19 protein-coding genes and 1 pseudogene are annotated in these 24949 nt (G+C 33.4%); 10 read left to right on the top strand and 10 right to left on the bottom strand.

Annotated features, from left to right (window positions below; translation table 11 throughout):
• Position 1: 1 nt before the first annotated feature.
• A complete protein-coding gene (locus VSF34_RS07160; protein ID WP_326716655.1) occupies positions 2-1684 on the top strand; it encodes a protein O-GlcNAcase in 1683 nt (560 codons plus the stop codon).
• 188 nt (positions 1685-1872) lie between these two features.
• Here VSF34_RS07160 and VSF34_RS07155 read toward each other — a convergent pair whose 3' ends face one another.
• The 3 genes from VSF34_RS07155 to VSF34_RS07145 form a co-directional block, all read right to left on the bottom strand.
• Complete coding sequence (locus tag VSF34_RS07155) at positions 1873-3114, bottom strand: IS256 family transposase (RefSeq protein WP_227258472.1); 1242 nt, start codon at positions 3112-3114, stop codon at positions 1873-1875.
• A 154-nt stretch (positions 3115-3268) separates the two neighbouring features.
• On the bottom strand, positions 3269-5458 hold the full coding sequence (locus VSF34_RS07150) for a GH92 family glycosyl hydrolase (protein ID WP_326716654.1): 2190 nt from the start codon (positions 5456-5458) through the stop codon (positions 3269-3271).
• A gap of 139 nt (positions 5459-5597) precedes the next feature.
• Positions 5598-6923 (bottom strand): APC family permease, encoded by a 1326-nt coding sequence (locus tag VSF34_RS07145; protein WP_326716653.1) that lies wholly within the window; start codon positions 6921-6923, stop codon positions 5598-5600.
• A gap of 191 nt (positions 6924-7114) precedes the next feature.
• On the opposite strand from VSF34_RS07145, the gene VSF34_RS07140 reads away from it, so the two are divergent.
• The 4 genes from VSF34_RS07140 (at position 7115) to dinB (ending at position 16614) form a co-directional block, all read left to right on the top strand.
• On the top strand, positions 7115-10678 hold the full coding sequence (locus VSF34_RS07140) for a PD-(D/E)XK nuclease family protein (protein WP_326716652.1): 3564 nt from the start codon (positions 7115-7117) through the stop codon (positions 10676-10678).
• Positions 10668-14432, top strand: a complete 3765-nt coding sequence (addA, locus tag VSF34_RS07135; RefSeq protein WP_326718044.1) for a helicase-exonuclease AddAB subunit AddA — start codon at positions 10668-10670, stop codon at positions 14430-14432. Before VSF34_RS07140 ends, addA begins: the two co-directional genes overlap by 11 nt.
• 44 nt (positions 14433-14476) lie before the next feature.
• A complete protein-coding gene (locus tag VSF34_RS07130) occupies positions 14477-15217 on the top strand; it encodes a DUF975 family protein (RefSeq protein WP_326716651.1) in 741 nt (246 codons plus the stop codon).
• Positions 15218-15471: 254 nt separating this feature from the next.
• The gene (dinB, locus tag VSF34_RS07125; RefSeq protein WP_326716650.1) at positions 15472-16614 is read left to right on the top strand and encodes a DNA polymerase IV; all 1143 of its coding nucleotides are present in this window, start codon (positions 15472-15474) and stop codon (positions 16612-16614) included.
• 11 nt (positions 16615-16625) lie between these two features.
• Here dinB and VSF34_RS07120 read toward each other — a convergent pair whose 3' ends face one another.
• The 3 genes from VSF34_RS07120 to VSF34_RS07110 form a co-directional block, all read right to left on the bottom strand.
• Positions 16626-16916, bottom strand: coding sequence for a helix-turn-helix transcriptional regulator (locus VSF34_RS07120; protein ID WP_326716649.1), 291 nt, complete (start codon positions 16914-16916; stop codon positions 16626-16628).
• A gap of 40 nt (positions 16917-16956) precedes the next feature.
• Complete coding sequence (locus VSF34_RS07115) at positions 16957-18126, bottom strand: IS256 family transposase (RefSeq protein ID WP_326716648.1); 1170 nt, start codon at positions 18124-18126, stop codon at positions 16957-16959.
• Between the two features lie 102 nt (positions 18127-18228).
• A complete protein-coding gene (locus VSF34_RS07110) occupies positions 18229-18435 on the bottom strand; it encodes a hypothetical protein (protein WP_326716647.1) in 207 nt (68 codons plus the stop codon).
• A 48-nt stretch (positions 18436-18483) separates the two neighbouring features.
• Between VSF34_RS07110 and VSF34_RS07105 the strand changes: the two are divergent.
• Positions 18484-19056: pseudogene (locus VSF34_RS07105) on the top strand (aldehyde dehydrogenase family protein); the annotation flags it as partial.
• Positions 19057-19209: 153 nt separating this feature from the next.
• On the opposite strand, the gene VSF34_RS07100 reads toward VSF34_RS07105, so the two are convergent.
• Both VSF34_RS07100 and VSF34_RS07095 read right to left on the bottom strand, forming a co-directional pair.
• Positions 19210-20403, bottom strand: coding sequence for a toxic anion resistance protein (locus tag VSF34_RS07100; RefSeq protein ID WP_326716646.1), 1194 nt, complete (start codon positions 20401-20403; stop codon positions 19210-19212).
• Positions 20403-21101, bottom strand: coding sequence for a 5-bromo-4-chloroindolyl phosphate hydrolysis family protein (locus tag VSF34_RS07095; RefSeq protein ID WP_326716645.1), 699 nt, complete (start codon positions 21099-21101; stop codon positions 20403-20405). Before VSF34_RS07095 ends, VSF34_RS07100 begins: the two co-directional genes overlap by 1 nt.
• A gap of 196 nt (positions 21102-21297) precedes the next feature.
• On the opposite strand from VSF34_RS07095, the gene VSF34_RS07090 reads away from it, so the two are divergent.
• Genes VSF34_RS07090 through VSF34_RS07075 form a run of 4 tightly spaced genes read left to right on the top strand, consistent with a single transcriptional unit; the run spans position 21298 to position 23295 of the window.
• Positions 21298-21846 (top strand): NUDIX hydrolase, encoded by a 549-nt coding sequence (locus tag VSF34_RS07090; protein ID WP_326716644.1) that lies wholly within the window; start codon positions 21298-21300, stop codon positions 21844-21846.
• 11 nt (positions 21847-21857) lie between these two features.
• The gene (locus VSF34_RS07085; protein WP_326716643.1) at positions 21858-22037 is read left to right on the top strand and encodes a hypothetical protein; all 180 of its coding nucleotides are present in this window, start codon (positions 21858-21860) and stop codon (positions 22035-22037) included.
• Between the two features lie 10 nt (positions 22038-22047).
• On the top strand, positions 22048-22746 hold the full coding sequence (locus VSF34_RS07080) for a 5'-methylthioadenosine/adenosylhomocysteine nucleosidase (protein WP_326716642.1): 699 nt from the start codon (positions 22048-22050) through the stop codon (positions 22744-22746).
• A gap of 3 nt (positions 22747-22749) precedes the next feature.
• Complete coding sequence (locus VSF34_RS07075; RefSeq protein WP_326716641.1) at positions 22750-23295, top strand: cysteine hydrolase family protein; 546 nt, start codon at positions 22750-22752, stop codon at positions 23293-23295.
• A 74-nt stretch (positions 23296-23369) separates the two neighbouring features.
• On the opposite strand, the gene VSF34_RS07070 is transcribed toward VSF34_RS07075, so the two are convergent.
• On the bottom strand, positions 23370-24377 hold the full coding sequence (locus VSF34_RS07070) for a YeiH family protein (protein ID WP_326716640.1): 1008 nt from the start codon (positions 24375-24377) through the stop codon (positions 23370-23372).
• Complete coding sequence (locus tag VSF34_RS07065) at positions 24364-24912, bottom strand: TIGR01440 family protein (protein WP_326716639.1); 549 nt, start codon at positions 24910-24912, stop codon at positions 24364-24366. The genes VSF34_RS07070 and VSF34_RS07065 overlap by 14 nt, the downstream gene beginning before the upstream one ends.
• Positions 24913-24949 lie beyond the last annotated feature (37 nt).

Below are 24949 nucleotides of genomic sequence, written 5' to 3'. Positions count from 1 at the left end.
CATGATGATTCTTAAAACCATTCAAAAAGCTTTAAGGAAGTATGATGAGGTTGTTTTTACTCAAGATTTTATCCGTATTGATGAAGAAGAACTTAGAATCTTGTTTGTTGGTAAATATTTTAGATTTCAAAATCACGAGTCTATGATTGATCTAACTCTCTTTTCAAAAAATATTACTTGGCAAGATAATTCTAGTACTACTTCCCCTCATATGACACTTATTCACGAGTTTTCTCGTGAGATAGGTCATGATGGATTTGAGCTATTGATATGTCCAGAATTATATCAAATAAAAATAAAAAGTTTTAATAGACGTGGCTTTAACTATGCTATAAAGTTGCTATCTCAAATGATTATGAAACAAAATGATTCATTTTTTATACCAGTTCTTAAAGTGAAACATACACCATCATTTTCTCTTCGAGGAGTTATTGAAGGGTTTTATGGAACACCTTGGACTCATGAAATGCGCCTAGATTGTATTAAATGGATCAGTCACGAGAGAATGAACACTTACATGTATGCCCCAAAAGATGATGACTATCAGCGTAAACTCTGGCGTGAGCCATATCCTAGTTCGGAGTTAGATAGATTTCAAGAATTAATCACCTTGGCTGACACGGTACAGGTCGATTTTTGGTATATGATAAGTCCAGGAAATGATATAAATATACTAAACAAAGAAGATTTAAAAGAACTTGAAAATAAGTTACAACAATTAATAGATCTTGGTGTGACGAGGTTTGGCCTTCTGATGGATGATATTGATTATACGTTATCAGTACCTATGCGTAAAAAATTCAGTTCAAATGCGGATATGCATGCTTATTTAATTAATTATGTTTATGATTTTTTAGTTGAACAGATCCCTCAGGTAGAACTTGTAGCTTGCCCGACTGAGTATGATAATCACATGGATTCATATTATTTAATGCATTTAACTAAGATGGTAAATCAAAATGTTCCTTTCTTTTGGACTGGACCAAGCACTTTAGCTAGACAAATTTCAGAATCAAATATAAAAGAGATGAGTCAAGTTTACGAACGAGAGATGATTATTTGGGATAATGTTCCTGTGAATGATTTTGAAGCCGACAATGAATTATTATTTTTAAGTCCATATAAAAATCGTAGTCAGGCCTTGGGTGATAAAGCCTATCAAGTGAAAGGTATCGTATTAAATCCTATGCCTCAATGGGAATTATCAAAATTTACCGTTGCTAGTAGTGCACAATATATGTGGCAAACAAGCACTTTTGATGCTGTGAGAGATTTTTATGATGTCTATGACTTGTGGACAAATGAAGAAGAAATAAAACATAGTCTAGATATCTTTTGTTCTCACTTTAAAAATCGTCACATAGAGCCTGTAAGATGGATAGATATTGAATTGGCGATTGAAAGAGGTGAAACAAAGGTATTAGGTAGGTTATTAGAGGAGTTAAGAGAAGTAATTGAAAAGATTAAAACAATTGAAAATAATCAGTTTCAATTAGAAATAAGTCCTTGGATTGAGAGGATAAAATTAGAGTGTGAGTTATGGAATACTCTAATCAATGAAGAAGATAGTAGGACAAAAATGATTGTAGCTAGTTTAGAAGAGATGACTTACCGAGTAGGATCTAATATTCCTTTAACGTATTATAATACCCATTTTTTAAATGAAATTGAAATAGGCAATTAAATAAACGGGGTTTGTCAAGTTAAGTGTGTAAATTCCTTAAAAATAAAAATAGAAACTCAATTTGACAATGAGTCGTCCTGTGATAATCTCTAGGAATAAGAGGGTATTTTTAATAAACCTCTTGTCCCGATAAAAAATCGCAGGACGAGAGACTCGTTGTCAAATTTTATATGTCTCACTTATTTTGATTAGTAACGATTATATTTTTCGACACGTTTTGAAAAAGAGTCGTTGACCGTTAATTGGTTAAGCACCATAGCCCAATTATGAACATGCCCACCTTCCCATTTACTTTGAAGTTCTTTCACTCGAAGATATAATAGCTTAAGAAGGGCATTCTCATTAGGGAAAGCTCCTTTTTTAGTTACCTTGCGGAAACTAGAGTGAACACTTTCTACAGCATTTGTCGTGTACATTATTTTTCGAATAGCTGAGCCGTAATCAAATAATTGTTCGACATGGTGGAAATTTCTTTTCCAAACATCAATAGCTCCAGGATAGACTGCCCACTTTGTTTGAAAGGTATCAAAAGCTGTTTGAGCCGCTTTTAAGGAGGAGGCACTGTAAAAAGACTTCATATCCTTACAAACCTCTTTATAACTTTTACTTGGCACATAACGAAGGGCATTTCTAACTAAATGGACCAGACAACGTTGAACGACAACACCTGGGAAAATAGCTTTGGCTCCATTTTCAAGCCCTGATACACCATCCATTGAAATAAACAAAATATCTTCAACGCCACGCTCTTTAATCTCATCAAAAATCTGCATCCATCTATTTTTCGATTCTGTTTGATTTAGCCAAAGACCTAGAATTTCTTTATTTCCTTTTAAATCATAACCAAGAATTGTATACACCGCACATTCTTTCACTTCATAATTTTCTCTTAGAGTGACATACATACAATCGACAAACAAGAAGGCATAGCATTTGGCCAGAGGTCTGATTTGCCATTCCTCAAGTTCTGGTAATATTTGATCTGTGATATCCGACACCATATCATGAGAAATAGTAAAACCATAAATATCTTCAATTGTCGAGGCAATATCTCGTTGACTCATGCCTTTGGCATACATAGAAAGAACTTTTCCTTCAATACTTGAAACGTCTCTGCTTCTTTTAGGAATAATTTCTGGCTCAAAAGAAGCGTCTCTATCTCTAGGAACCTGAATGTCTAATTCACCAAAACTTGTTTTTAATTTTTTATTTCCATATCCATTCCGTCTGTTTTGAGTTTCTTTTTCTTGTCTTGACTGATTCTCATAACCTAAATGATTATCTAATTCTCCACGAAGCATTGCTTCAAACATCGGTCCAAAAACATCTTTTAGGGCTTCTTGCATGTCTTCAACCGATTCTGGTTGATAGGCATCAATAATTGATTGAGCTAACTTCGCTGATTTTTGATCTTTTTTCTTTTTTGTCATGACTTACCACTCCTTTAATCTATTGTAAAAAAAGAAAAACCGCGAAGCAACCCACTACCTAGGATGGTAGGTTACTTACACGGTTTATATTACACTCTCAATAAACGACTCAGAAAAAGTCATTAATCATTTTTCTGAGTCGTTTTTTTATCATTTATTTGGTTAATGAATAAGGCAGTTGCTCACTAGTATACGTTGTTGTAGGTGGAACGAGTGCTAAATCATAGATAATCTCGCCACCATTCATCAACTCATCATAAGTGAAGAATAACGATTCGTGTTTACTACCATTTAGAGTAATCTCTTTTGTATAGTGGTACTGCGCTACATTATTTTCTGTCTCAACAATTAGAGTTTTTCCATTTGATAAATGAATTGTTGCTTTATCAAATAAAGAAATACCAATCGCATACTCTCCACTTCCTGGAGTCACAGGATAGAAACCTAGACTGTTTAAAATATACCAAGCACTCATACTACCGTTATCCTCATCTCCTGGATAACCATCATAGCCAAGTTTAAAGGCACGTGTCATTAACTCTTTTAAAATCATTTGGGTAGTACTTAATTGTCCAACATAATTAAATAAGTAAGGCAAATGGAAACTTGGTTGGTTTGAAATAGCGATTTGTCCAAAGTCGATGGCTGCCATTTCACTCATTTCATGAATTTCAAACCCATAACCATCCACATCAAAGATTGGGTAAGAATTAGATAATTCTGTGATAATCTCTGTAAAACGCTCTACACCACCATGTTCATTAATCAATCCTTGATAGTCATGGAAGGCTGCAAAACTATTTTGGAAGGCACTTCCCTCGGCATAGTCACGGCCCCAAGCATAAGGATTAAATGGTGTACGAGGATTACCTTGACTATCTTTAGCACGTAATACACCATACTCTTTATCAACTAAATTACGGTAATTTAGAGATTGTTTTTCATACTTATCTTTGATATCTACTTTATTAAGAACATCAGCCACACGAGCAATACAAAAATCACTATAAGCATAATCTTGAGTATGATTGACACTTTCATGATAATCAGTTGGAACATAACCATATTTTAAGTAGTCTATCGTTCCTTGACGACCATAATTATCTTTGCCACTACTTGTTGTCGCACTTTTTAGCATAGCTTCTAAAAAGTCAGGCATCATATCAGTTGCAATTCCTTTAACGGCAGCATCAGCAATAACAGCATCAATTAAAGTACCAGGCATTAAGCCACGCTCATCAGGAGATAACCATTTTGGCAAGTAGCCACTATTTTTATAAGCATTATAAAAACCTTGTAGCATTTTTTCATACTCTTCAATAGCAATGAGTGAATATAGTGGATAAACTGAACGACAGGTATCCCAGAAGCCATTATTTGTATAGTAATAACCAGGTTTTACTGATTTACTCAATGTATCATAATGAACTGCCTCATCTTTATCATTGTATTCATGCCAAGTTTGTGGAAATAAAAAGCTGCGATACATCATTTGATAAAATAATTTAACCTTATCTTGGTCACGATCTTGGACTTCAATTCTATTTAAGTAAGATAGCCATTTGTCACAAGCTTCCTCTTTATGCTCAGCAAATGTTTTATTTAATTCACGAGATAGGTTTAAATCAGCTTGTTCAACAGAGATAAATGAAGTGGCTAAAATGACATCGATTGTTTGAGATACATCTTTTGTCTCAAAGCCGATATAGAAAGAAGCATTGTCAGCTGTATAAGTATTTCCTTTAATCTCCTCAATTTTTTCGTCTATGGTTGTTTTCCAATTTGTAATATCCTCAGAAAAAGTCATTGAAACATACATTTTTAATTCTTTATCCTCAGAGCCAGAAAAGTTAGTAATATAACCTTTTAATGTATTTCCTTCTTTAGTAAATGAGGTTGGGCCAGGAGAGGTGATTAACAGCCCATTAGCTTCACCAGCACGTTTATAAGTAAAATTCATGTGACTACCATAAGTGAAGCCAGTTAACTGACTTAAAATACGATGTCTTTCTGAATAAACTTCTAGATAATGGGGTGAAAAAATCGCTGCTTCAGGACGATATGATCCCTGGTTGAAGAAAAGTTCTGTTGATCGTAATTCTCCCGATACTGGAGAAATAAGCATATGAGAAAAATCTCCCATCCACGGACTTGGTTGGTGAGTTAAACGAAAGCCTTGGAAAGTACGGTCTTCAGGATGGAACCACCAGCTACCTTTTTGATCTGTTGATTGAACTGCAAAATAATTCATAGCAAAAGGAACACCAGTATAAGGCAGTGTATTTCCATTTGAATAACTATGTTGATTAGCTGTACCGTGTCTTGTATCGATTTGTGATAACATAAAATAGCTCCTTTGGTATATCATTTTATAAGTATCTTTTATATGGTATATCATAACATTTTATGGAAACGATTTAAAGAACATAATAAAAAAACGATGAAATTTCATCGTTTTTTTAAGTAACACATTGACATGTAGGTTAGTCAACATGGTTCACTTCAAGATTGTGTTTTTTATTATACTTGTAACACATGAAACCTGAGATACAAAATAGAGAACAAATCAAGAAAAAGAAAGCTGTTGAATACGGGCTTTCATGGAAGCCACCAAATAAGATAATCAACCCACCAAGAATAGCTAAAATAGGTGAAATGAAGCCTGTGAAAACATCCGTAATTTGTTTTTTCATAAACATTTGGAATACTTTGACATATAAAGCGATATACCATAAGTAGCCAAAGACAATTGCAATCTCACTCACGTCCCCTGCACCGATTAAGTTAAAGCGTTGGGTTGTATAGTGAATAACAAACCAACCAATACTAACTAAAAAGGCGATTAAAGCAGATGTATGAGCTTTTTTAGTCCCTTCATAGCTTTGGATGATTTTTTGGCTTTCAGGCATCATATCTTTTGTTGCAAGAGCATAGGGCATTCTGATATGACCTAGAGTTACCCCGTTTATAACACCAAATAAGGCAATTAAAATAAACATTAAGATAATAATTTCCCCGTAACTTCCTAATATCATGTTACCAACTGCCATAACGGCCTCTTCACCTGTTGATAAAATATATTCAGGTCCAAGAATAGCTGTTAGTCCAAGGAAGTAACATAAGTAAACAGCTAAAACAATAATTGGTCCAAAGAACAGAGCTTTTTTCATTGTTTCGTGTCCACCTTTAACTTCATTTGAAATTGATAAGGCAATTGGCCAACCATCATATGAAAAAGCCATCGGAGCAAGAGCTGCGACCCAACCCCAACCGACATTTGATACTGGAACGGCTTCAACACCACTAGGAATAGCAGGTGGTTCTTTTGTCCAAAATAAAGCAAGTAGCCCGATTCCAATTAAAGGAATAAGTTTTGTGATAGTTGAGATAATTTGAAATTTACCAGCAAAATCTTTTGAGTAAATATTAATTGAGTAAAATAATAGCATGTATAAAAATCCAATACCCATTTGTATATCTATTGTTTGTGGTAAATTTAATAGTAGGGTAGTGTAAATACCAGCGGCCCAAGATACAACAACAGCAATAGTAGGGTAGTATAAAAATGTTTGATACCATCCAAAGGCACTTGCCATTGAGTTAGAATAAAAATCTTCAAAATAAGCTACCATACCACCATTTTTAGTCGTGCGACTGGCTAAGTTAGTTAGAGATAAACTACCAAAAATAATACATAATGCTCCAATAAAAAAGACAAGTACTCCTAGCAAGACGTTACCACCTGTAAATGCTAAAATGCTACCGACCTTGAAAAATATACCAGAACCGACACAAATACCGACGATCATGGCTGTTGCTGTCCATAAACCATATTCTTTTTCTTGTTTGATAATAATCCCCTCCTTTGGTTATAAGGAGAAATATACCACAAATTGAATGAAAATTGAATAAAAATTTTATTTTATTTATTGATAACTTGTCATGAGTATGCCATGAGATATGGTAAACTTAAATAGAATAAAAAAAGAGAGGTGTTACTATGAGTCTTCAGTTTATTATGAACCGAGCAGATCAAAATCCTTTACCTGATTTATTAAAATCATCACTGACTTGGTTAGATGAAAAACAGTGTCATGAGGTATTCTATTTAGTACCTAATCATGTGAAGTTTGAAATGGAGATCAATATTTTAAAAGAGTTAGAGAGCTTAACTCGCGAAAAAGACCGACAATATATGACAAGTATGAAACTTCAGATTTTTAGCTTTTCGAGATTAGCTTGGTACTTTATGCAGCATACCAAAATGTATCAAAGTACACGTTTATCTGATTCTGGTAAATTTATGCTGATCAAAAAAAGTTTGCTAGCTTGTCAAGATGAGCTAACTTTATTTAAAAAAGAAATAGATCGTCCTGGATTTATTAGCCAACTAGTAGAGTTATTTGATGAATTTGAAGATGGTTGTATTACAGTTCATGACTTAAAAGAGATGACAGAAGTACTTAATGAACATCATGCATCGAAAGAATTATTTAAAATAGTTGATATCTATACAATTTATAGTACTTATATGGATATATTGATGGCTCATCAAATTAGTCAGGAAGATTTATTACTGGAATTAGCTAATTTTTTAAAACAAGAGGACTTATCTTATCTTCAAATTAGCCTCTTAGGTTTTTCAAATTTTACAGCAGTGGAGCAAGAATTGATTGAAACCTTACTTCTTGTTTCTGGTGAAGTAAAGATGAATATAATAATGGATAAAGCATCTCGTGAAACCACTCAAGAAGCCTATCAACTGTTTTTTAATGGTCACAGGTTATATCATCAGTTTTATCAACTTACAAGAGAGTCAGACATTCCTATTTTATTTGATAAGTATGTGTCGGATACAACAAATGAGTTAATGAAGGATATAGGGCTTGGTTGGCAAGATCTTCAAGAAATATCTATTGCTAAAAAAGCTAAACAAGATGTTTCGCAAGCACTATCTATTTGGTCTTGTGATGATACTTACACAGAATTAAGAGCAGTAGGAGCAGAAATTAGACGTTTAGTTAGTGAGAAAGGGTACCGCTACCAAGATATCATTGTATTATACCGAGATTTTGAACCGTATGCAGGGCAATTGACAGCGGTGTTTGATAATAGTGATATTCCTTTTTATTTAAATGAGGAAACACAAATGAAGTATCACCCTTTAGTTGAATGGCTTATTTCTTTATTTCAAATCAATCAACGATTTTATCAATCAAAAGATGTGATGCGTTTTTTAAGAACAGAATTACTTTTTCCAAGTACAGTTTATGCGGAATCTTCGTCATTTACAGAGGCAACACGCTTATTTAGAAAACAAGTTGATTTAACAGAAAATGTTGTCCTGGCCCAAGGATATACCGGAAAAGACTGGATATCTAATCAGGATTGGAATTATGTAACGTATCAATTTAGTAGTCTTGAAGTAACAGAAAATACCCAAGAAGCGATACAAGAAGCAACAAATGAGATTAGAGGCCTAATAAAGCAGCATCTTCCGACATTCTTTGAACAAATGAAAGCTAGTCAAACTGGATTAGAAGGCATAACAATTTTTTATAATTTTCTATTAAATTTAGGTATTGATCGACAAATGTTAAATATGCAGCAACAAGAGCTAGATCGAGGTAACTTAGTAGAAGCTAAAAATCACGAGCAAACATGGCAGTCTCTGATGAATTTATTAGATGAGTATGTGGAGCTAATGGGAGAGGAAGCTTTTGATTTTGATGTGTTTTCAGAAGTGATTATTAGTGGGCTTGAAGGGTTGACGTATGGAAAAGTACCAACATCCCTCGATCAGGTCAGTGTGTCTTCTCTAGACATGGTACGGGCAAAAAAATACAAAGCGACTTTTTTAATTGGTGCAACAGATCATGTTTTACCACAAAAAATAGAAAATAAAAGTTTATTATCTAATGATGAAAGATCATTTTTTAGTGAGTATCTACCTAGTAATCATTATTTAGGGATTGATCTTGGTAGGCAGATGGCAAATGAACCTTTTATTTTTTATCAAGCACTACTTTCTGCTACTAATCATATATATTTAAGTTATCCTAAGCAAATTGACCAAGTGAAGGACTTGAATATGTCACCTTACTTAAGTCAGTTATTACGCTATTTTATTGTTGATAAACAAGAAAAGAGTTTGATTTATCTAGGGCAACAAGAAGAGTTACTACAAGATGTTTCAACTAACAAATTATTGCTTAGTGACTTAGTTAGAATACTACGAGCTACTCAAGATGAAAAAGTAGGTATTCCTTGGATTTGGCAACAATTAAAAAAACGTTTAGAAACTAAAATGCCAACAGAGACCTCTCGTTTATTAGCTAGTCTGACACATAAAAACATTCCAGAAAAGTTAAATGAAGAAACTGTGGACATGCTGTATGGTGATACGATTTATGCCTCTGTTTCTAAAATTGAGAGTTTTAATAAATGTGAGTACCAATATTTTTTAACATATGGGTTGGACTTAAAAGAAAGAGCTATTTTTGAGCTGTCTCCAGCAGCTACTGGAGAGTTTTACCATGAAGCTTTAGATATCTTTTTTAAGAAATTAATTGAATCAAAGTGTAGTCTATCAGAGATGAGTTTTGAAGAAGTAGCAGTGCTCTCACAACGTGTGTTAGACGATGTTCTAGGTAAACCTCAGTTTGATATTTTAAAAACAACGAATAGAATGAATTATATTAAATATCAATTGGAGCAAACGATTAGACGTGTTTGTTGGGCGTTGAAAGAACAAGCACTTAGAAGTGGTATGAATACTATTCAAACAGAAGTATTATTTGGAGAAATTCTACAAAAAAAGGGTCTGGATAGTTTAATAGTCCCATTAAAAAATGATAAAAAACTAAGTGTTAGAGGTAAGATTGACCGAGTTGATGAATTGGTTTTAGACGGAGTCCCCTATATTAGTGTCGTCGATTATAAATCTAGTGCTCACAATTTTGATTTTACAGATGCATATGTTGGATTAAGTATGCAAATGATTACATACTTAGATGTGGCACTAAGAAATGCTGTGAAGCTAGTTGGAGATGAAGCAAAACCAGCAGGAGCTTTTTATATGCATGTGAAAAATCCAGTGATTTTAGGTAATGAAAAATTTCATATGGATAAATTGGAGCAAGATTTAGTAGAGAGCTATCGCTTAGATGGTTTGTTAGTTGAAGATAGTCAATTGCTTAAAAAAATGGATAAGACGGTATCCCCCGGAGAGAAATCTTTAGTGTATCCATTTAATCAAATTAAAAAAGAAGAAGCCATGAGATCAGCAAAATTTGTAACAGATGATGATCTAGATGCTCTAATTCACCATAATAGAGAGCTTTTTGAAAAAGCAGGTAATCATATTTATCAAGGAAGTAATCAGTTAAACCCATCTTATAAAGATAAAACAAGGATAGCTTGTGGCTTTTGTCCTTATAAGAGCATTTGTCAATTTGATGTGATGTTAAAAGAAAATAATTATCACCGAATCGATCATATGAAAAAAGATGATGTGATAAAAAGAATTCAATCAGGAGGTGAGAATCATGACGATTCAAACTAAATTACCCCTTAGACCTGAAAATAGTCATTTTACTCAAGAACAGTGGGAAGCAATTTATGATTATGGAGATAATGTTTTAGTTTCTGCCTCAGCAGGTTCAGGTAAGACGACAGTCCTTGTTCAGCGAGTGATTGAGAAAATCAAAAGTGGTGTGAATGTCGATGAGTTATTAATTGTCACTTATACAGAAGCAGCAGCTAAAGAGATGAAACAACGTATCCAAGTGGCTATTCAAAAAGCTGTAACAGATGAACCAGATGAGAAGGAGCGTCAACATTTAACTAAACAATTATCACTACTGCCGACAGCTTCAATTAGTACACTTCATGCTTTTTGTTTAAAAGTTATTCAACAGTATTATTATTTGATTCATATTGACCCTGTTTTTCGAATGATGACAGATGAGACTGAGATGTTACTTATGAAAGAAGAGGTATGGTCAAACCTTAGAGAAGAGCTGTACGGTGACATGTCATCAGACTTTTTTGCTTTAACTGAAAATTTTTCTAATGACCGTAATGATGACGGGTTAATGGAGATGATTTTTTCTATCCATTTGTTTGCTTCGGCCAATCCAGACCCTAAAAAATGGTTAGATCAACTTGTGAGTCATTATGATGTGTCAGAAGACTTACGAACTAGTCCGTTGTATGAAAACTATATGAGACCAACCATTTTAGAAGAGCTAACTCTAGCAAAAGAGCAAATTAATCGATTATCTAAGCTAATTGAAGGTGAAACTGAATTTGTTAAAACTCTAAAAACATTACAAAGTGATCAAGAATTACTTAATCAATTACAAGAGAGCTTAGAGCAAAATCGGCTGGATGACTTTTATGAGATATTGCACACTGCTAAATTTGCTAGAATTGGGCAATTAACAAAACTTGAAGGTGCAGATGAAGTATCTCCTGTGTCAAAAGAATTATATAATCAGGTGATCAAAAAAGAGCGGGATGATGTTAAGGAGCAAGTGAAAAAAATAGAAACAACATATTTTAAACAAAGTCCAAAAGACATGCTAAACATATTACAAGTAGCTAAGCCTTTAGTGGAAGAATTAGTTCGAGTAACAAAGCTGTTTTTAGAGGCTTATACAGATGAAAAAGCTCAACGGCACACTCTTGATTTCAATGATTTAGAGCATTTAACCTTACAAATTTTAAGAAAAGAAGCCCCAGATGGCTACAGTGCTTCTGAAGCATCTTTATATTTCAGACGTCAATTTAAAGAGATTATGGTTGATGAGTACCAAGATATAAATAGATTACAAGAAGCTATTTTATTTTGGCTACGTGTAGATAATATTGGAGAAGGTAACCTATTTATGGTAGGAGATGTTAAGCAGTCGATTTATGCGTTTAGATTAGCTGACCCAACGTTGTTTATTGAAAAGTATGATACTTTTTGTGATGAGTATACAAAAGACAGTATAGGCTCAAGAATTATTTTAGCAGAAAACTTTAGATCAAGAAGTAGCGTTTTAGATTTTACGAATTTAGTGTTTAAACAATTGATGAATGCTGAACTTGGACAGATTGATTATGATGATAAAGCTGGTCTTGTTGTTGGTAATAAAAGTTACCCTACAAGTCAAGAACACCATACGGAAATTTTAATTTATGAGTCACAATTGGAAGAAGAATCTGCTCTAGATAACTTATCATTTCATCTAGACACCTCAACAGAAGGGGAACTTCATCTTGTAGCATCAAAAATCAAAGAGTTAATAACTAGTAAGTTTCCCCTCTTTGATAAGAAAAAAGGGGAAAGTAGACCAATTTCTTATAGTGATATTGTATTATTAACCCCAACAAAAAAGAATAATTTAGAAATCATGGATATTTTAGGTATGTATGACATCCCTATTTTAGTAAATGATACTCAGAATTATTTTCAAACAACGGAAATTAGAATGATGATTTCATTGCTTCAGTTGATTGATAACCCTTATCAAGATATTCCACTAGCAAGTGTATTACGCTCACCCATTGTTGGCATTAAGGAAAATGATTTGGTTTATATTAAAAAGCATAGCCCTGTTAGTTTTTATGATGCTCTAGAAGAATACTTAGAAACAGAGCATAGAAACACGTTAAGTTATCAAAAAATAAAGGCATTTCACGAGCAATTTTTAAATTGGCGAGAAATGGCAAGAAGAAAACCTTTAGCTGAGTTGATTTGGTCTATTTATAATGAAACAGATTTATTAGACTATGTGGGTGGTTTACCTTCTGGAGAACAAAGACAAGCAAACCTCCATGCCCTTTATCACCGGGCAGCAGCTTATGAGGAGATGAATTTTAAAGGGCTATATCAATTTATTAGGTTTATTGAAAAGATGCAAGAAAAAAATAAAGATTTGGCTGAAGCAAGTCAAATGAGTGAAGGTGAAGATGCTATTCGGGTTATGACAATCCATGCTAGTAAAGGATTAGAATTTCCTGTTGTATTTGTTTTAGATATGAGTAAACAATTTAATCTAATGGATATTAATCAGCGTCCTTATATTTTTGATGAAAAACTAGGCATGGGAATGAAGTATTTAGATGTGAAGACACGAGTGAAATATGATACTTTTGTCTACAATGTTATTAGGCAAGAAAAACGTAAAAAAATATTAGCAGAAGAAATGCGTAAACTATATGTTGCCCTAACCCGTGCTGAGGAAAAACTATTTTTAGTAGGATCATGTAAAAATCAAACAGATTTACTAAATAGATGGTCTAAAACTGTTAACGAGGAAGAGATGGTTTTAAGTTCTACTAATCGTTTACGCCAAAAAAGTTTGATGGACTGGATTGGTATGACATTAATTCGTCACCCGCTACTGCATCAACAATTCCCTAGTATTCAAGTGGATACTTTAAGAGGTCTTAGTAGTACTCCAGCTCAGTTTAAGCTCACTTTTTATGAAGACAGTGATTTGGTTAACACAAATTCGACAGCTGATAAAAAGACGTCAGAGACTAAGGCTAAAGATAAACCAAATCCTACCTTACTAAAACAAGTTGTAGATCGACTTGATTTTACTTATGGTGAAATAGATGCAACTAAAACAACAAGTTACCAATCAGTTTCTGAGGTGAAACGCTTATTTGAAGATCCTGATAATCAAGAATTACCAACCTTAGAACTAATGAATCGTAAAAAAGAAAAAGCATATCGACAAGTGACTGGTGAGTTAGCTAAACCTAAGTTTTTAACTCAGGAAGTCAGTGTATCAGCAGCTGAAGTTGGATCTGCAGTGCATCTAGTGATGCAATTGATTCCTTTAAATACTAGACCTTCAAAAGAGAGTATTGAAAACCTTATTCAAGAGTTAGTAAGTAATCAAGTGTTGAGTCAAGCAGTTACTAAAAAGATTGATATCAGTATGATATTGCGATTTTTTGACTCTGAACTTGGTCAAATTTTGCTTAAAGAACATGAGTATGTAACAAGAGAACAACCATTTTCTATGTTATTGCCTGCCAAAGACTTATATGATGGCTACCAAACAAAAGAAGTCGATACAGTATTGATTCACGGGATTATTGATGGGTATATTCATCATGGTAAGGATGTTATTTTATATGATTTTAAAACAGATCATGTATCAAATGAAAATAAAAAAGTTAGTATTGAAACGATTAAAAAGCGTTACCAAGGTCAAATAAGACTATACCAGCTTGCTTTGGAAGAGGTTTTAGGGGAGAGTGTGACTAAAACTATGTTAGTCCTACTTAAAACTGGTGATATCATCTCATTTTAAAATATGAAAAAACATGGTAAAATGAAAGAAAGGGAGTGGAAATTATGTATAAATCAAGTAAGCAATTAAAAGCCGAAGCAAAAGATGCTTTGCGAGGAAGATGGAAAGATGCTGTTATTTTAAATATTGTACCAACGATTTTAAAAGTAATAACGATTTTTGTTGCGTCAATTGCAATCATGGGTGCTGTTTTTATTATTTCAAACTTAAGCTCATTTAGTAGTAGTGATGTAGAATCTATATCAGCAAGCATGTCAGCACAAAATTCTTCTGTATCATCATCTCTTTGGACACCAATCTGGAACTTTTTCGTAACATTTTTAACAATTGGTATTTCATTTACCTTTTTAGATGTTCTTAGAAAAGGTAAAGAGCAAAGCATGTCATTTAAAGAGGCCTTTAGATTATTCAATGGTCGTGATTTTGGTCCAATTTTTTTAATTAATCTATTAAGCTATATTTTTCAATACCTATGGACATTACTTTTCATTATTCCAGGTATTGTTAAGTACTATGCCTACTCACAGGCAAACTTTATTTATAAAGATTTATCTGAATCAGAGGACACAAGTAGTATGGGAGCAACAAACTTTATTACTGAAAGTCGTGAATTAATGAATGGACACAAAAAACGTTTGTTTTGGTTAGATATTTCGTTTCTAGGATGGTATATTGTTGGGATCCTAACACTAGGTATTGGTTTGTTATGGATTGATCCATATATCAATACAACAAAAGCAGCCTTTTATAAAGATTTGGCTAAAGATAAATATTTAGCTGACTAATAACATCCGTAAAAAAAGAATGAGATGTTTATCATTCTTTTTTTACTAGATTAAAACAATAGAATCACTTAGATTTAATCCATGGGTAATAAAATGATTATATACCAATTATCCCAAATTGGGTTCTAACATCAACTGCATATAAAGATGAATAGAACAACCTTCATTTCCACTAGAGCGACGGCTTTAGTGGTTTTTTTTTGCTATTTATTTTATAATAAGGGCAACGCATGTTCTAGTTAGAGGTGAAAAAATTGGGGAATGATTTAAGGTTTCCATTAAACAATGATTTATCAAGAAAGATTATTCATATTGACATGGATGCTTTTTACGCTTCTATTGAAGAGCGGGATCATCCAGAGCTAAAACACCATCCCTTAGTTATTGCCAAACATCCTAAAGATACTGGGGGAAGAGGGGTTGTTACGACTGCAAACTATGAGGCTAGAAAGTATGGTATTCATTCTGCAATGAGTGCCCAGAAAGCTTATGAACTTTGCCCAAAAGCAAATTTTGTTTCTGGTAATAGGTCATATTATGCTGAAGTTTCTAAAGAGATTCAGCGTATTTTTCATCGTTATACAGATTGTATAGAGCCTTTGTCTTTAGATGAGGCTTATTTGGATGTCACAGAAAATAAGTTAGAAATTAAAAGTGCGATTAAAATTGCTAGAATGATTCAACGAGATATTTGGCAAGAGATTCAATTAACTTGCTCAGCTGGTGTTAGTTACAATAAATTTTTAGCAAAACTTGCTTCAGACTTTGAAAAGCCAAAAGGGTTAACTGTTATTTTGCCAGGAGAAGCCGAAGTTTTTTTAGCTGAGTTACCGATTGAGGATTTTTATGGTGTAGGGAAAAAAACGGTGCCCAGAATGCATGAATTAGGTATTTATACAGGACGAGATTTAAAAAATATAGAGGAGATGACCCTCATTAAAGAATTTGGTAAGATGGGATATTCTTTATATCGTAAAGTTCGTGGTATTCATAATGCTCCAGTAATGCCAGAAAGAGATAGAAAGTCAGTTGGTAGAGAAAACACTTTTCGTTATAAACTGCTCTCAGAAGAAGATGTTATTAAAGAATTAAGAGAACTCTCAGAAGATGTGAGTAGGTCTTTAAAAAAAGAACAACTTAAAGGCCAAACAGTGGTCCTAAAAGTAAGAAATGATGATTTTGATACAAAAACCAGAAGAATAACTATTTCTGAATACATCGAAGATCAAGAATTGATTTTCTTTTATGCTAAAAAACTTTGGGATGACATGGAGGTTGATCATCAAGATGTAAGTATTAGACTTTTAGGAATTACTTTAACTAATTTGGAAACAATAGACTACGAAGTACTAAGCTTACCTTTATGGGAAAAAACAGAGAGTGACCAAAAAGGTTAGTCTCTGTTTTTTTATATAGGTGATAAGTTACCTTTAAATGTTTTTCTATAAATAATAGGTGTCATATCAGTATTTTTTTTAAAGGTTCGACTAAAATAGGCAGGATCTACGTAACCTACTTGATGACTAATGTCTTCTAGTAAGTCATCTGTTTGTCTTAATAATAACTTAGCTTGCTCTACTCTATATGAAGTCAAGTATTGATTATAAGTCATACCCGTTTCTTTTTTAAAAAGAGTGGATATATAATGTTTATTTAGATGCATATAATTAGCTAAATCATCAAGTGTTGGTTGCGTCAAGAATTATGTGTAAATGGAAAATCCATTCCATTTTTTTAAGTTAAAACATTGATTCTAATGTATCTTGTATTTCCTTAAATCCTTTATGTACTCTGCCTAAAAATTTTTGGTTATATTCATTGAACTGAGAAACAAGGAATCTCTCCAGAGATTCTTCATTAGGAAATTGTTCTTTTCTCTTTGTATATTTTTTTAACTGTTTATTAAATCCCTCAATCAAGTTAGTTGAGTAGATAGTTCTTCTGATTGATGGTGGGAAGTTATAGAAAGTTAATATAGCAGGATTCAAGAGTAATTTAACTACTCGTGGATACTGCTTTTTCCATTTATCTATCATAAAACTTATTTGATTCATAGCTTCTTCTTTTGAAGCTGCTTGATAAACCAATTTGAAATCATTACAGACTTCTTGTCGATCACTAACACGAACCTTATGAGCAATATTTCTAGAGATATGGACACAACATTGTTGAAATTGAGCATTTGGATAGACACTATGGATGCTATCGTGAATACCACTTAAACCATCAGTTACAACTAATAAAACCTCTTCTAAACCACGGTCTTTTAGGTCTTGAAGTATCTCTTTCCAAATGTAGGCAGATTCAGTTGGAGCAATAGTAAATCCTAGAACTTCTTTGGTTCCATCTAACCGGATACCAATTACTATGTAAATAGCTTCTTTTGCTACGGTTTTCCTTTTTACTGGAATATGAGTAGCATCCATAAAAACAACTGAGTATTTAGCCTCTAAAGTTCTTTCTTTAAAAGCTAAAACATCTTCAGATACAATTTTACTTATGTTTGAAATAGTTTGTGGCGTGTAATAATGACCATACATCTTTTCAATTAAATCAGAGATTTCAGACATCGTTATTCCTTTTTGAAATAGCTGAATAATAGTCGTTTCTAAAGAGTCATTGGTTCTTTTATAAGCAGGTAATGTTTGTTGAGAAAACTCACCATTCCTATCTCTAGGGATTACTAAATTTAGTTCTCCATATTCTGTTTTAAATGAACGTGAATAATTTCCATTTCGGGAATTACCTGAATTAAATCCAGATCTATCATATTTTTCATAGTCAAGAAATGCTGTCAGTTCAGCTTTTAATAATGAATTAATAGCTAACTCTAGATGATGGCGAAACAAATCATCCAAATCACCTTTATTGATTAGTGTTTCCATAATTTCTGTAGTAAAATTATTCATGAGAAAGTCCTCCTATAAAATTTCTGTGTCGTAACTTTAATTTTACAGAATGGACTTTCTTTTTTTCTACCCTAAATTTCTATTTACACAAAATATTTTACGCTATCCAAGTGTTATTTGTTCTGAAAAATGTGAGTGAATATAGTCAATCATGGAATAAACCATATCGTTATTAGAAGAAACACGGTCTTTCGTTTTTGTTTTTAATAAAGATACTTGGTTTAAAGAGATAATTGTTCTATGGATGCTCTCAAGAATTTCTTGTTCATCAAAGGGGAAAACGAGGTAATCCACAGCACCTAATTGCATTGATTTCTTGATGTTTTGAAAATTTTCCTCATGATCAATGGCGATAAAATCGCAATGAAAACTCGTAATCCAATTATTTTTGCTTTCCACCCATCAGCTCAAAAATCATCTCGTGAAGCGGCGCGAGTGGTTCGTTATGCAGCAGTTAAAGCAGGAGCTCCAGAAAATTGTATTCAGTGGGTAGAACACCCATCTATTGAAGCGACTAACATGTTAATGAATCATACAGGAGTGGCATTAGTTTTAGCTACAGGTGGATCAGGCAGAGTAAAAGCAGCTTACTCAACAGGTAAACCAGCTCTTGGCGTAGGTCCTGGTAATACACCAGCTTATTTAGAAAAAACAGCTAACATTAAGCGTTCTATACAAGATTTAGTGATGTCAAAATCATTTGATAACGGGATGATTTGCGCCACTGAACAAGGTGTGATTGTTGACTCAGATATCTATGATGACGTTAAAAAAGAATTCCAAAAACATCGCGTTTATTTTGTAAAACTAGAAGAATTATCAAAACTTGAAGCAGTGGTAATGAATGAATCAAAAACAGCAGTTAATGCAGCAATTGTTGGAAAACCAGCTGTTGAAATTGCCAAACTTGCCGGTATTGATGTTCCTGAAAAAATGGGTCTATAATAAATCGTATTAATAGAAACTATCCATCAACACGATTTATTATAGCCCCAATTAAATAACTAAAGGAGGTGACCTAGCCAGGTCACCTCCTTCTTTTAATGCTATGGTTTATTATCTTAGTGGAAGAAGTCAGTATCCTTATCCATTATATTGGCTATCAGACATCTCAAGTAATTTATTTTTTAGATCATCTTCCATAATTGATAATTCAATCTCAGCATTTTTACGTTTTTCTTTTCCTTCTTTTTGAATACGTAATGTTTCTTGAATTGTTTCAATTAAATCATTTTGAGTTTTTTGTAAGGTTTCAATATCAACGATGCCACGCTCATTCTCCTCAGCTGTTTCAATAGCTGATATTTTCAACATTTCCGAATTTTTAGCTAGTAAATCATTTGTTGTTGCTGATACTTGCCTTTGAGCTGTGACAGCATCTTTTTGACGCAAGAGAGTAAGGGCAATGGCTACTTGGTTTTTCCATAAAGGAATGGCAGTGTTGATTGAAGCTTGGATTTTTTCAGCCAGAGCTTGGTTTGTATTTTGAATCAACCGAATTTGTGGTGCTTGCTGGATTGTAATTTGACGAGCTAAATTTAAGTCGTAAGTTCTTTTTTCTAGGCGGTCAACGAATTGGTTTAAATCACTTACAATTTGGGCATCCATTTGATCTCCTGTTTCTTCAGCATGTTTCATCGCTTGAGGAATTGTTTCTAGTTGTAATTCTTCTAGCTTCACCTCACCAGCAGCGATGTAAATATTTAAGGCATCAAAATAATCTTTATTTTTGTGATATAGCTGCTCAAGCATCTGATTATCATTTAGCAAGCCATCTTTTTCTCTATCTAGCTTAATAGCAATTTTATCAATTTGAGCACCAATTTTTTGATATTTAGCAGTGACTTCATAAACTGATTGTTTCACTTTACCAAACATTTTCTTGAATATATTGCTATCTTGAGCTTCTAGTTCACTAGGGCTAGCTTCATTTAAACGATACATCAATTCATTTAAAGAGTCTCCCATAGGACCAATATCTTGGTTTTGAACATGGTTTAACATAGAGTGAGAAAACTCACCTAATTTTTGTTGAGCAGCCACACCATAACTCATAACAGATTGGCTATCAGAAACATCAATTTGACTGGCCAGCTCAATGGCTTGTTTTTTTCTATCTTCTGGTAATTTATCTAATACTCTAATTGATTCAGCAGCATTAGTTGATGTCTTTTCCACAACCACTTCTTGTTTTACTGGATTTTCAAAAGGGTTACTTAATAAATCATCAAGTGTGTCACTAACAGGGGTCATATTTTTTAATTCATCATTCTTCATTAGAAATCCTCCTCAAATAGGTCATCGTCATCAGTATATCGCTTATCTCGGTTCACATTTTGCTTAGCAATTGAAATTTCCACTTCAATATCATCAATGTCATCAGAAACAAAATTTACATAATCTTGACTAATCAGTATAGAAGCTTCCTCAATGGCAACAGCACTATCATTTAGTACAGTATAAGTGTTTTTTGTCTTAATGTCATGGTTATTGATCTCGATGTACTTATTAGTTAATTCAACTATATTTGGTAAATGGTGATAAAGAAAGTGATCAGCTAAGTGTAGCTTTTTGGGATCTCTCACTAATTCTTTAAACAATCCTTTTGAAGCTTTCAGAGTATCATATCTTAAATTAATAGCTTTAAGTTTTGCTACACTTTCCATATTATGAGATAATTGCTCAATTTGTTTTTTTGTTTCTGCCATTGTTTGTCTAAAGAAGATAATCTCATCTTGAGTCATTCCTTCTTTAATGTAATGACTTTCTTTTTCTCTACTCAAACGTGGTACATCAATTGGGACATCCTTAACCCTTGTTGTTTTGTGATAAAATTTATAGCCCAAGATACCTAATACAGCTAGTATGAGTAGGTAAAAGATATCAATCATATGCCCACGACCAACTAGGAACAAAGATAGGGCGATGAAGATAAGCACAAGGATATTAGTATAGATATATTTTTTTTGTTTCATACGTCTCACTCCTAATTTAATTGTTTGTTTTATAACAATAGTTTATCATAAAACATTTTAATTCCCTATCAGTCTGGAGGTTGATTTTATTATCCGTTTCAAGTTTTAAAGGAGAGTGATTTAAGACGAACTATTGAAATGATGTGTCTTTAACGGTATGATAATAGCGTGTAGCTTAGATAAGGGAGTGTTTTACATGGTAGATAAATTCAATGAGAAAACAATTCATAGAGAGACTATTTTTAAGGGACATGTCATAGATGTGTATGTGGATGATGTTTCTTTACCTAATCAAGAAATATCTAAGAGAGAACTTGTTTTTCATCAAGGAGCCGTTGGGATTTTAGCTATTACTTCTGAAGATAAAATTGTATTGGTTAGACAGTTTCGAAAAGCGCTTGAAAAAAGTATATTAGAAATACCTGCTGGAAAAATTGAAAAAGATGAACTTGATTTAGCGAAAACTGCCAAACGAGAATTGGAAGAAGAGACTCATTACAGATGTAAAAAACTTGAAAAAGTGACATCATTTATCACGTCACCTGGATTTTGTAATGAGGAGCTGACGTTGTACCAAGCTTTTGATTTAGAAAAAGTGGACAATCCATTACCTAGAGATGAAGATGAGTTTTTAGATATTATAGAATTAACCTTAACACAAGCTAAAGAAGAAATTAAAAAAGGCACTATTTGTGATGCTAAAACAATGTATGCATTATTATATTGGGAATCACAACAGCTATAAGGAGTTAAAGGATGAAGCAAAAAAAAGAAGGAAAAGAATCACTAAAAAAAACACAAACACAACAAATTTTAACAAGAAGTCGTGTGAGAGAGCATAATCAAACAAAAAAAACGAATACATGGTTAAATACTGCTATTGTTATTGTCGTTGTGTTGTTAGGTATTACGCTATATGCGATAGCTAAATGGTAGGAGGTAGCAAATGAAAATAGGAATCATAGGTGCTATGGAGCAAGAAGTAACATTGCTAAAAGAGCATTTGGAAGACATGAAAGAATGGAAGGAAGCAGGGGTTTGCTTTTACTCTGGTAAAATTAATGAACATGATGTGGTATTGACACAATCAGGAATTGGTAAAGTGTTAGCTGGAATGACAACAACCTTATTGATTAGTCATTATCATGTGGATGCTGTGATTAATACTGGTAGTGCTGGTGGTATTGGTAGTGGGTTAAAAATTGGTGAGTTGGTTATCTCGGAAAAGCTGGCCTATTTTGATGCTGATGTGACAGCTTTTGGTTATAACTATGGACAAATGCCACAAATGCCTCTTTATTATGAGGCAGATACTAAATTAATAGAAGCTGCAAAGTTAGCTTCAGAACAAGTAGATTTAGCAACACATACTGGCTTAATTGTAACAGGTGACACTTTTATTCATAGTCAAGAACAACAAGATCATATTAAAACACATTTTCCAGATTGTTTAGCCAATGAAATGGAAGGAGCAGCTATTGCTCAAGTTGCAGCGCAATTTAATGTACCGTTTGTTGTCATTCGTGCTATGAGTGATGTAGGTGATGAGAATGCTAGTGTTAATTTTGATGAATTTATTATTGAAGCTGGTAAACAATCAGGAGCCATGGTATTAGAATTACTATCACACTTAAAAGAGAGGTAAGATATGGAAGCTTTAATATCAATTGATTACACATATGATTTTGTGGCAGATGATGGGCGTTTAACAACAGGTGAGTGCGGGCAACAGATTGAGAAATATTTAGTTGCTGTAACTAAAAAATTTATTGAAAATGGTGATTATGTTGTGTTTGCTATCGATGGTCATGACACAACGGATACGCTTCATCCAGAAACTAATTTATTTCCACCTCATAATATTATAGGGACATCAGGTAGAGAGTTATATCAAAGTTTAAAAACGTTATATGATGATTATTCAAGTCTAGGAAATGTTTACTGGATTAATAAGCGCCATTATTCTGCTTTTAGTGGCACGGATTTAGATATTCGCTTGCGTGAGCGACATATTCAGACAGTTCATTTGACGGGTGTTTGTACAGACATTTGTGTCTTACATACGGCTATTGATGCTTATAATTTAGGTTACAAGATTGTTATTCATGAACAGGCTGTACAAAGTTTTGATGCTCAAGGTCATGAATGGGCATTAAGACATTTTAAAAACACATTAGGTGCGACTATTATTTAAAAAAGTCTCGTATAACCATTTGAAGCGACCTCCAAAAGTTAGATTAAACAGCTAATTTTTGGAGGTCGCTATTTTTATGGGTTAAATATAAATATTAAAATGATCGCTAGAATAATTTGAATAACACCAACGGCTAAAGCATATATAATGAACCTGTGTCCTTCTTTTAGAAATTGTTTTGCGTTAATTCTCAAACCAATAGCAGCAAGAGCTGTTACCTCACACCAACTACTAATAAAATGGCTACTTTCCTTAATTATACTAGGTATAGGTAATAGGCTATTTAAAGTGCATAGGATGATAAAACCTATGATATACCAAGGAAATGGTGACTTTAATGTTTTTTCTATTTGTCTTTGCTGATGGCTGTCTGTTTTTTGCGTGAAACGCCTAAAAAAATAAACGACAAATACAAGACAGATAATTCTTAATATTTTGAATAACGTTGCCATTTCTAAAGTTTGGCTACTTACCATACTAGCACTTGCAATGACTTGTCCTACTGATTGTAAAGTCCCACCAATCAAAGCACTTTGTTTCATGGTATTTTCTGGATAAAGAATAGTTGATATGATAGGAAGTGTTAACATCATAATGGTTCCAAGTAGGTTAACTAAAGTGATAATCTGTCCCTTTTCTTCATCCTTAGCCCCAATTTCTGGTGCAATAGCACCAATTGCAGAAGAGCCACAAACTGCATTTCCTCCAGCCATTAAAAGTGACATATTTTGATTAAAAGATAGAAGCCGACCTAACATATAGACAAAAATAATGGTTAGAGTCATTTGACTTAAAATAAATAAGACACCAGCAATACCAATTTTAGTAATAGTTTGAAACGTAGCGCTCATTCCTAATAACACAATAGATATTTCTAGAAGCCGCTTTTCAGCCCATTTTGTCCCTACTTCCCAAGTTTTTTGGTGAAAGAAACAGTTTCCTGAAAAAATACCTATTAAAATCGCCAAAGTCTCAGCTCCTAAATTAGGAAAGAACCTAGCTCCAAATTTAGCAAAAACGGCTAAAATAAATGCTAAGAAAAGACCGGGAATAATTTTTTTTGCTTGTTTAAGGCTTAACATACACAGCTCTTGGCCCACCAATGAGTTTCGGGCGACTTCCTAGTGCTGTCACGTGAGCTTCTCCTAATGTTTTATGAATAGGTCTAATAGGGATTTGAACATGTTTAACATGCATACCAATGGCAGTGTCACCGATATCGATTCCAGCTTTAGCTATAATATGTTCAACAGCAACGGGATGACTCATTTGTGAAAATGCAGCCGTTGCACAAGCTCCTCCAGCTTGCAGAGCAGGGACCACAGATACTATTTCATAGCCAAACTTTAAAGCCACATCTTTTTCTAAAATAAGAGCTCGGTTAATATGTTCACAGCCTTGGACAGCTAAGTGAATACCTTGCTTATTTAATAAAGTTAGTATTGTTTCGACGATGAGAATACCAGTTTCCTCACTAGTTTGTTTACCAATCACACCACCTACTACTTCACTGCTACTACATCCTAAAACAAATAAGTCACCTGAATGTAACTCTGTTTGTTCTAATATATTATAAATAATACTTGCTAGCTGGTCCTTTAATTCTTGATTAGTCATAAATGACACTCCTTTATAAAATCGTTCACACCAATCT

The organism is Vagococcus jeotgali (genome assembly GCF_035918315.1).
Taxonomy (GTDB): Bacteria; Bacillota; Bacilli; order Lactobacillales; family Vagococcaceae; genus Vagococcus; species Vagococcus jeotgali.
This window is presented reverse-complemented; position numbering and strand designations above follow the sequence as displayed.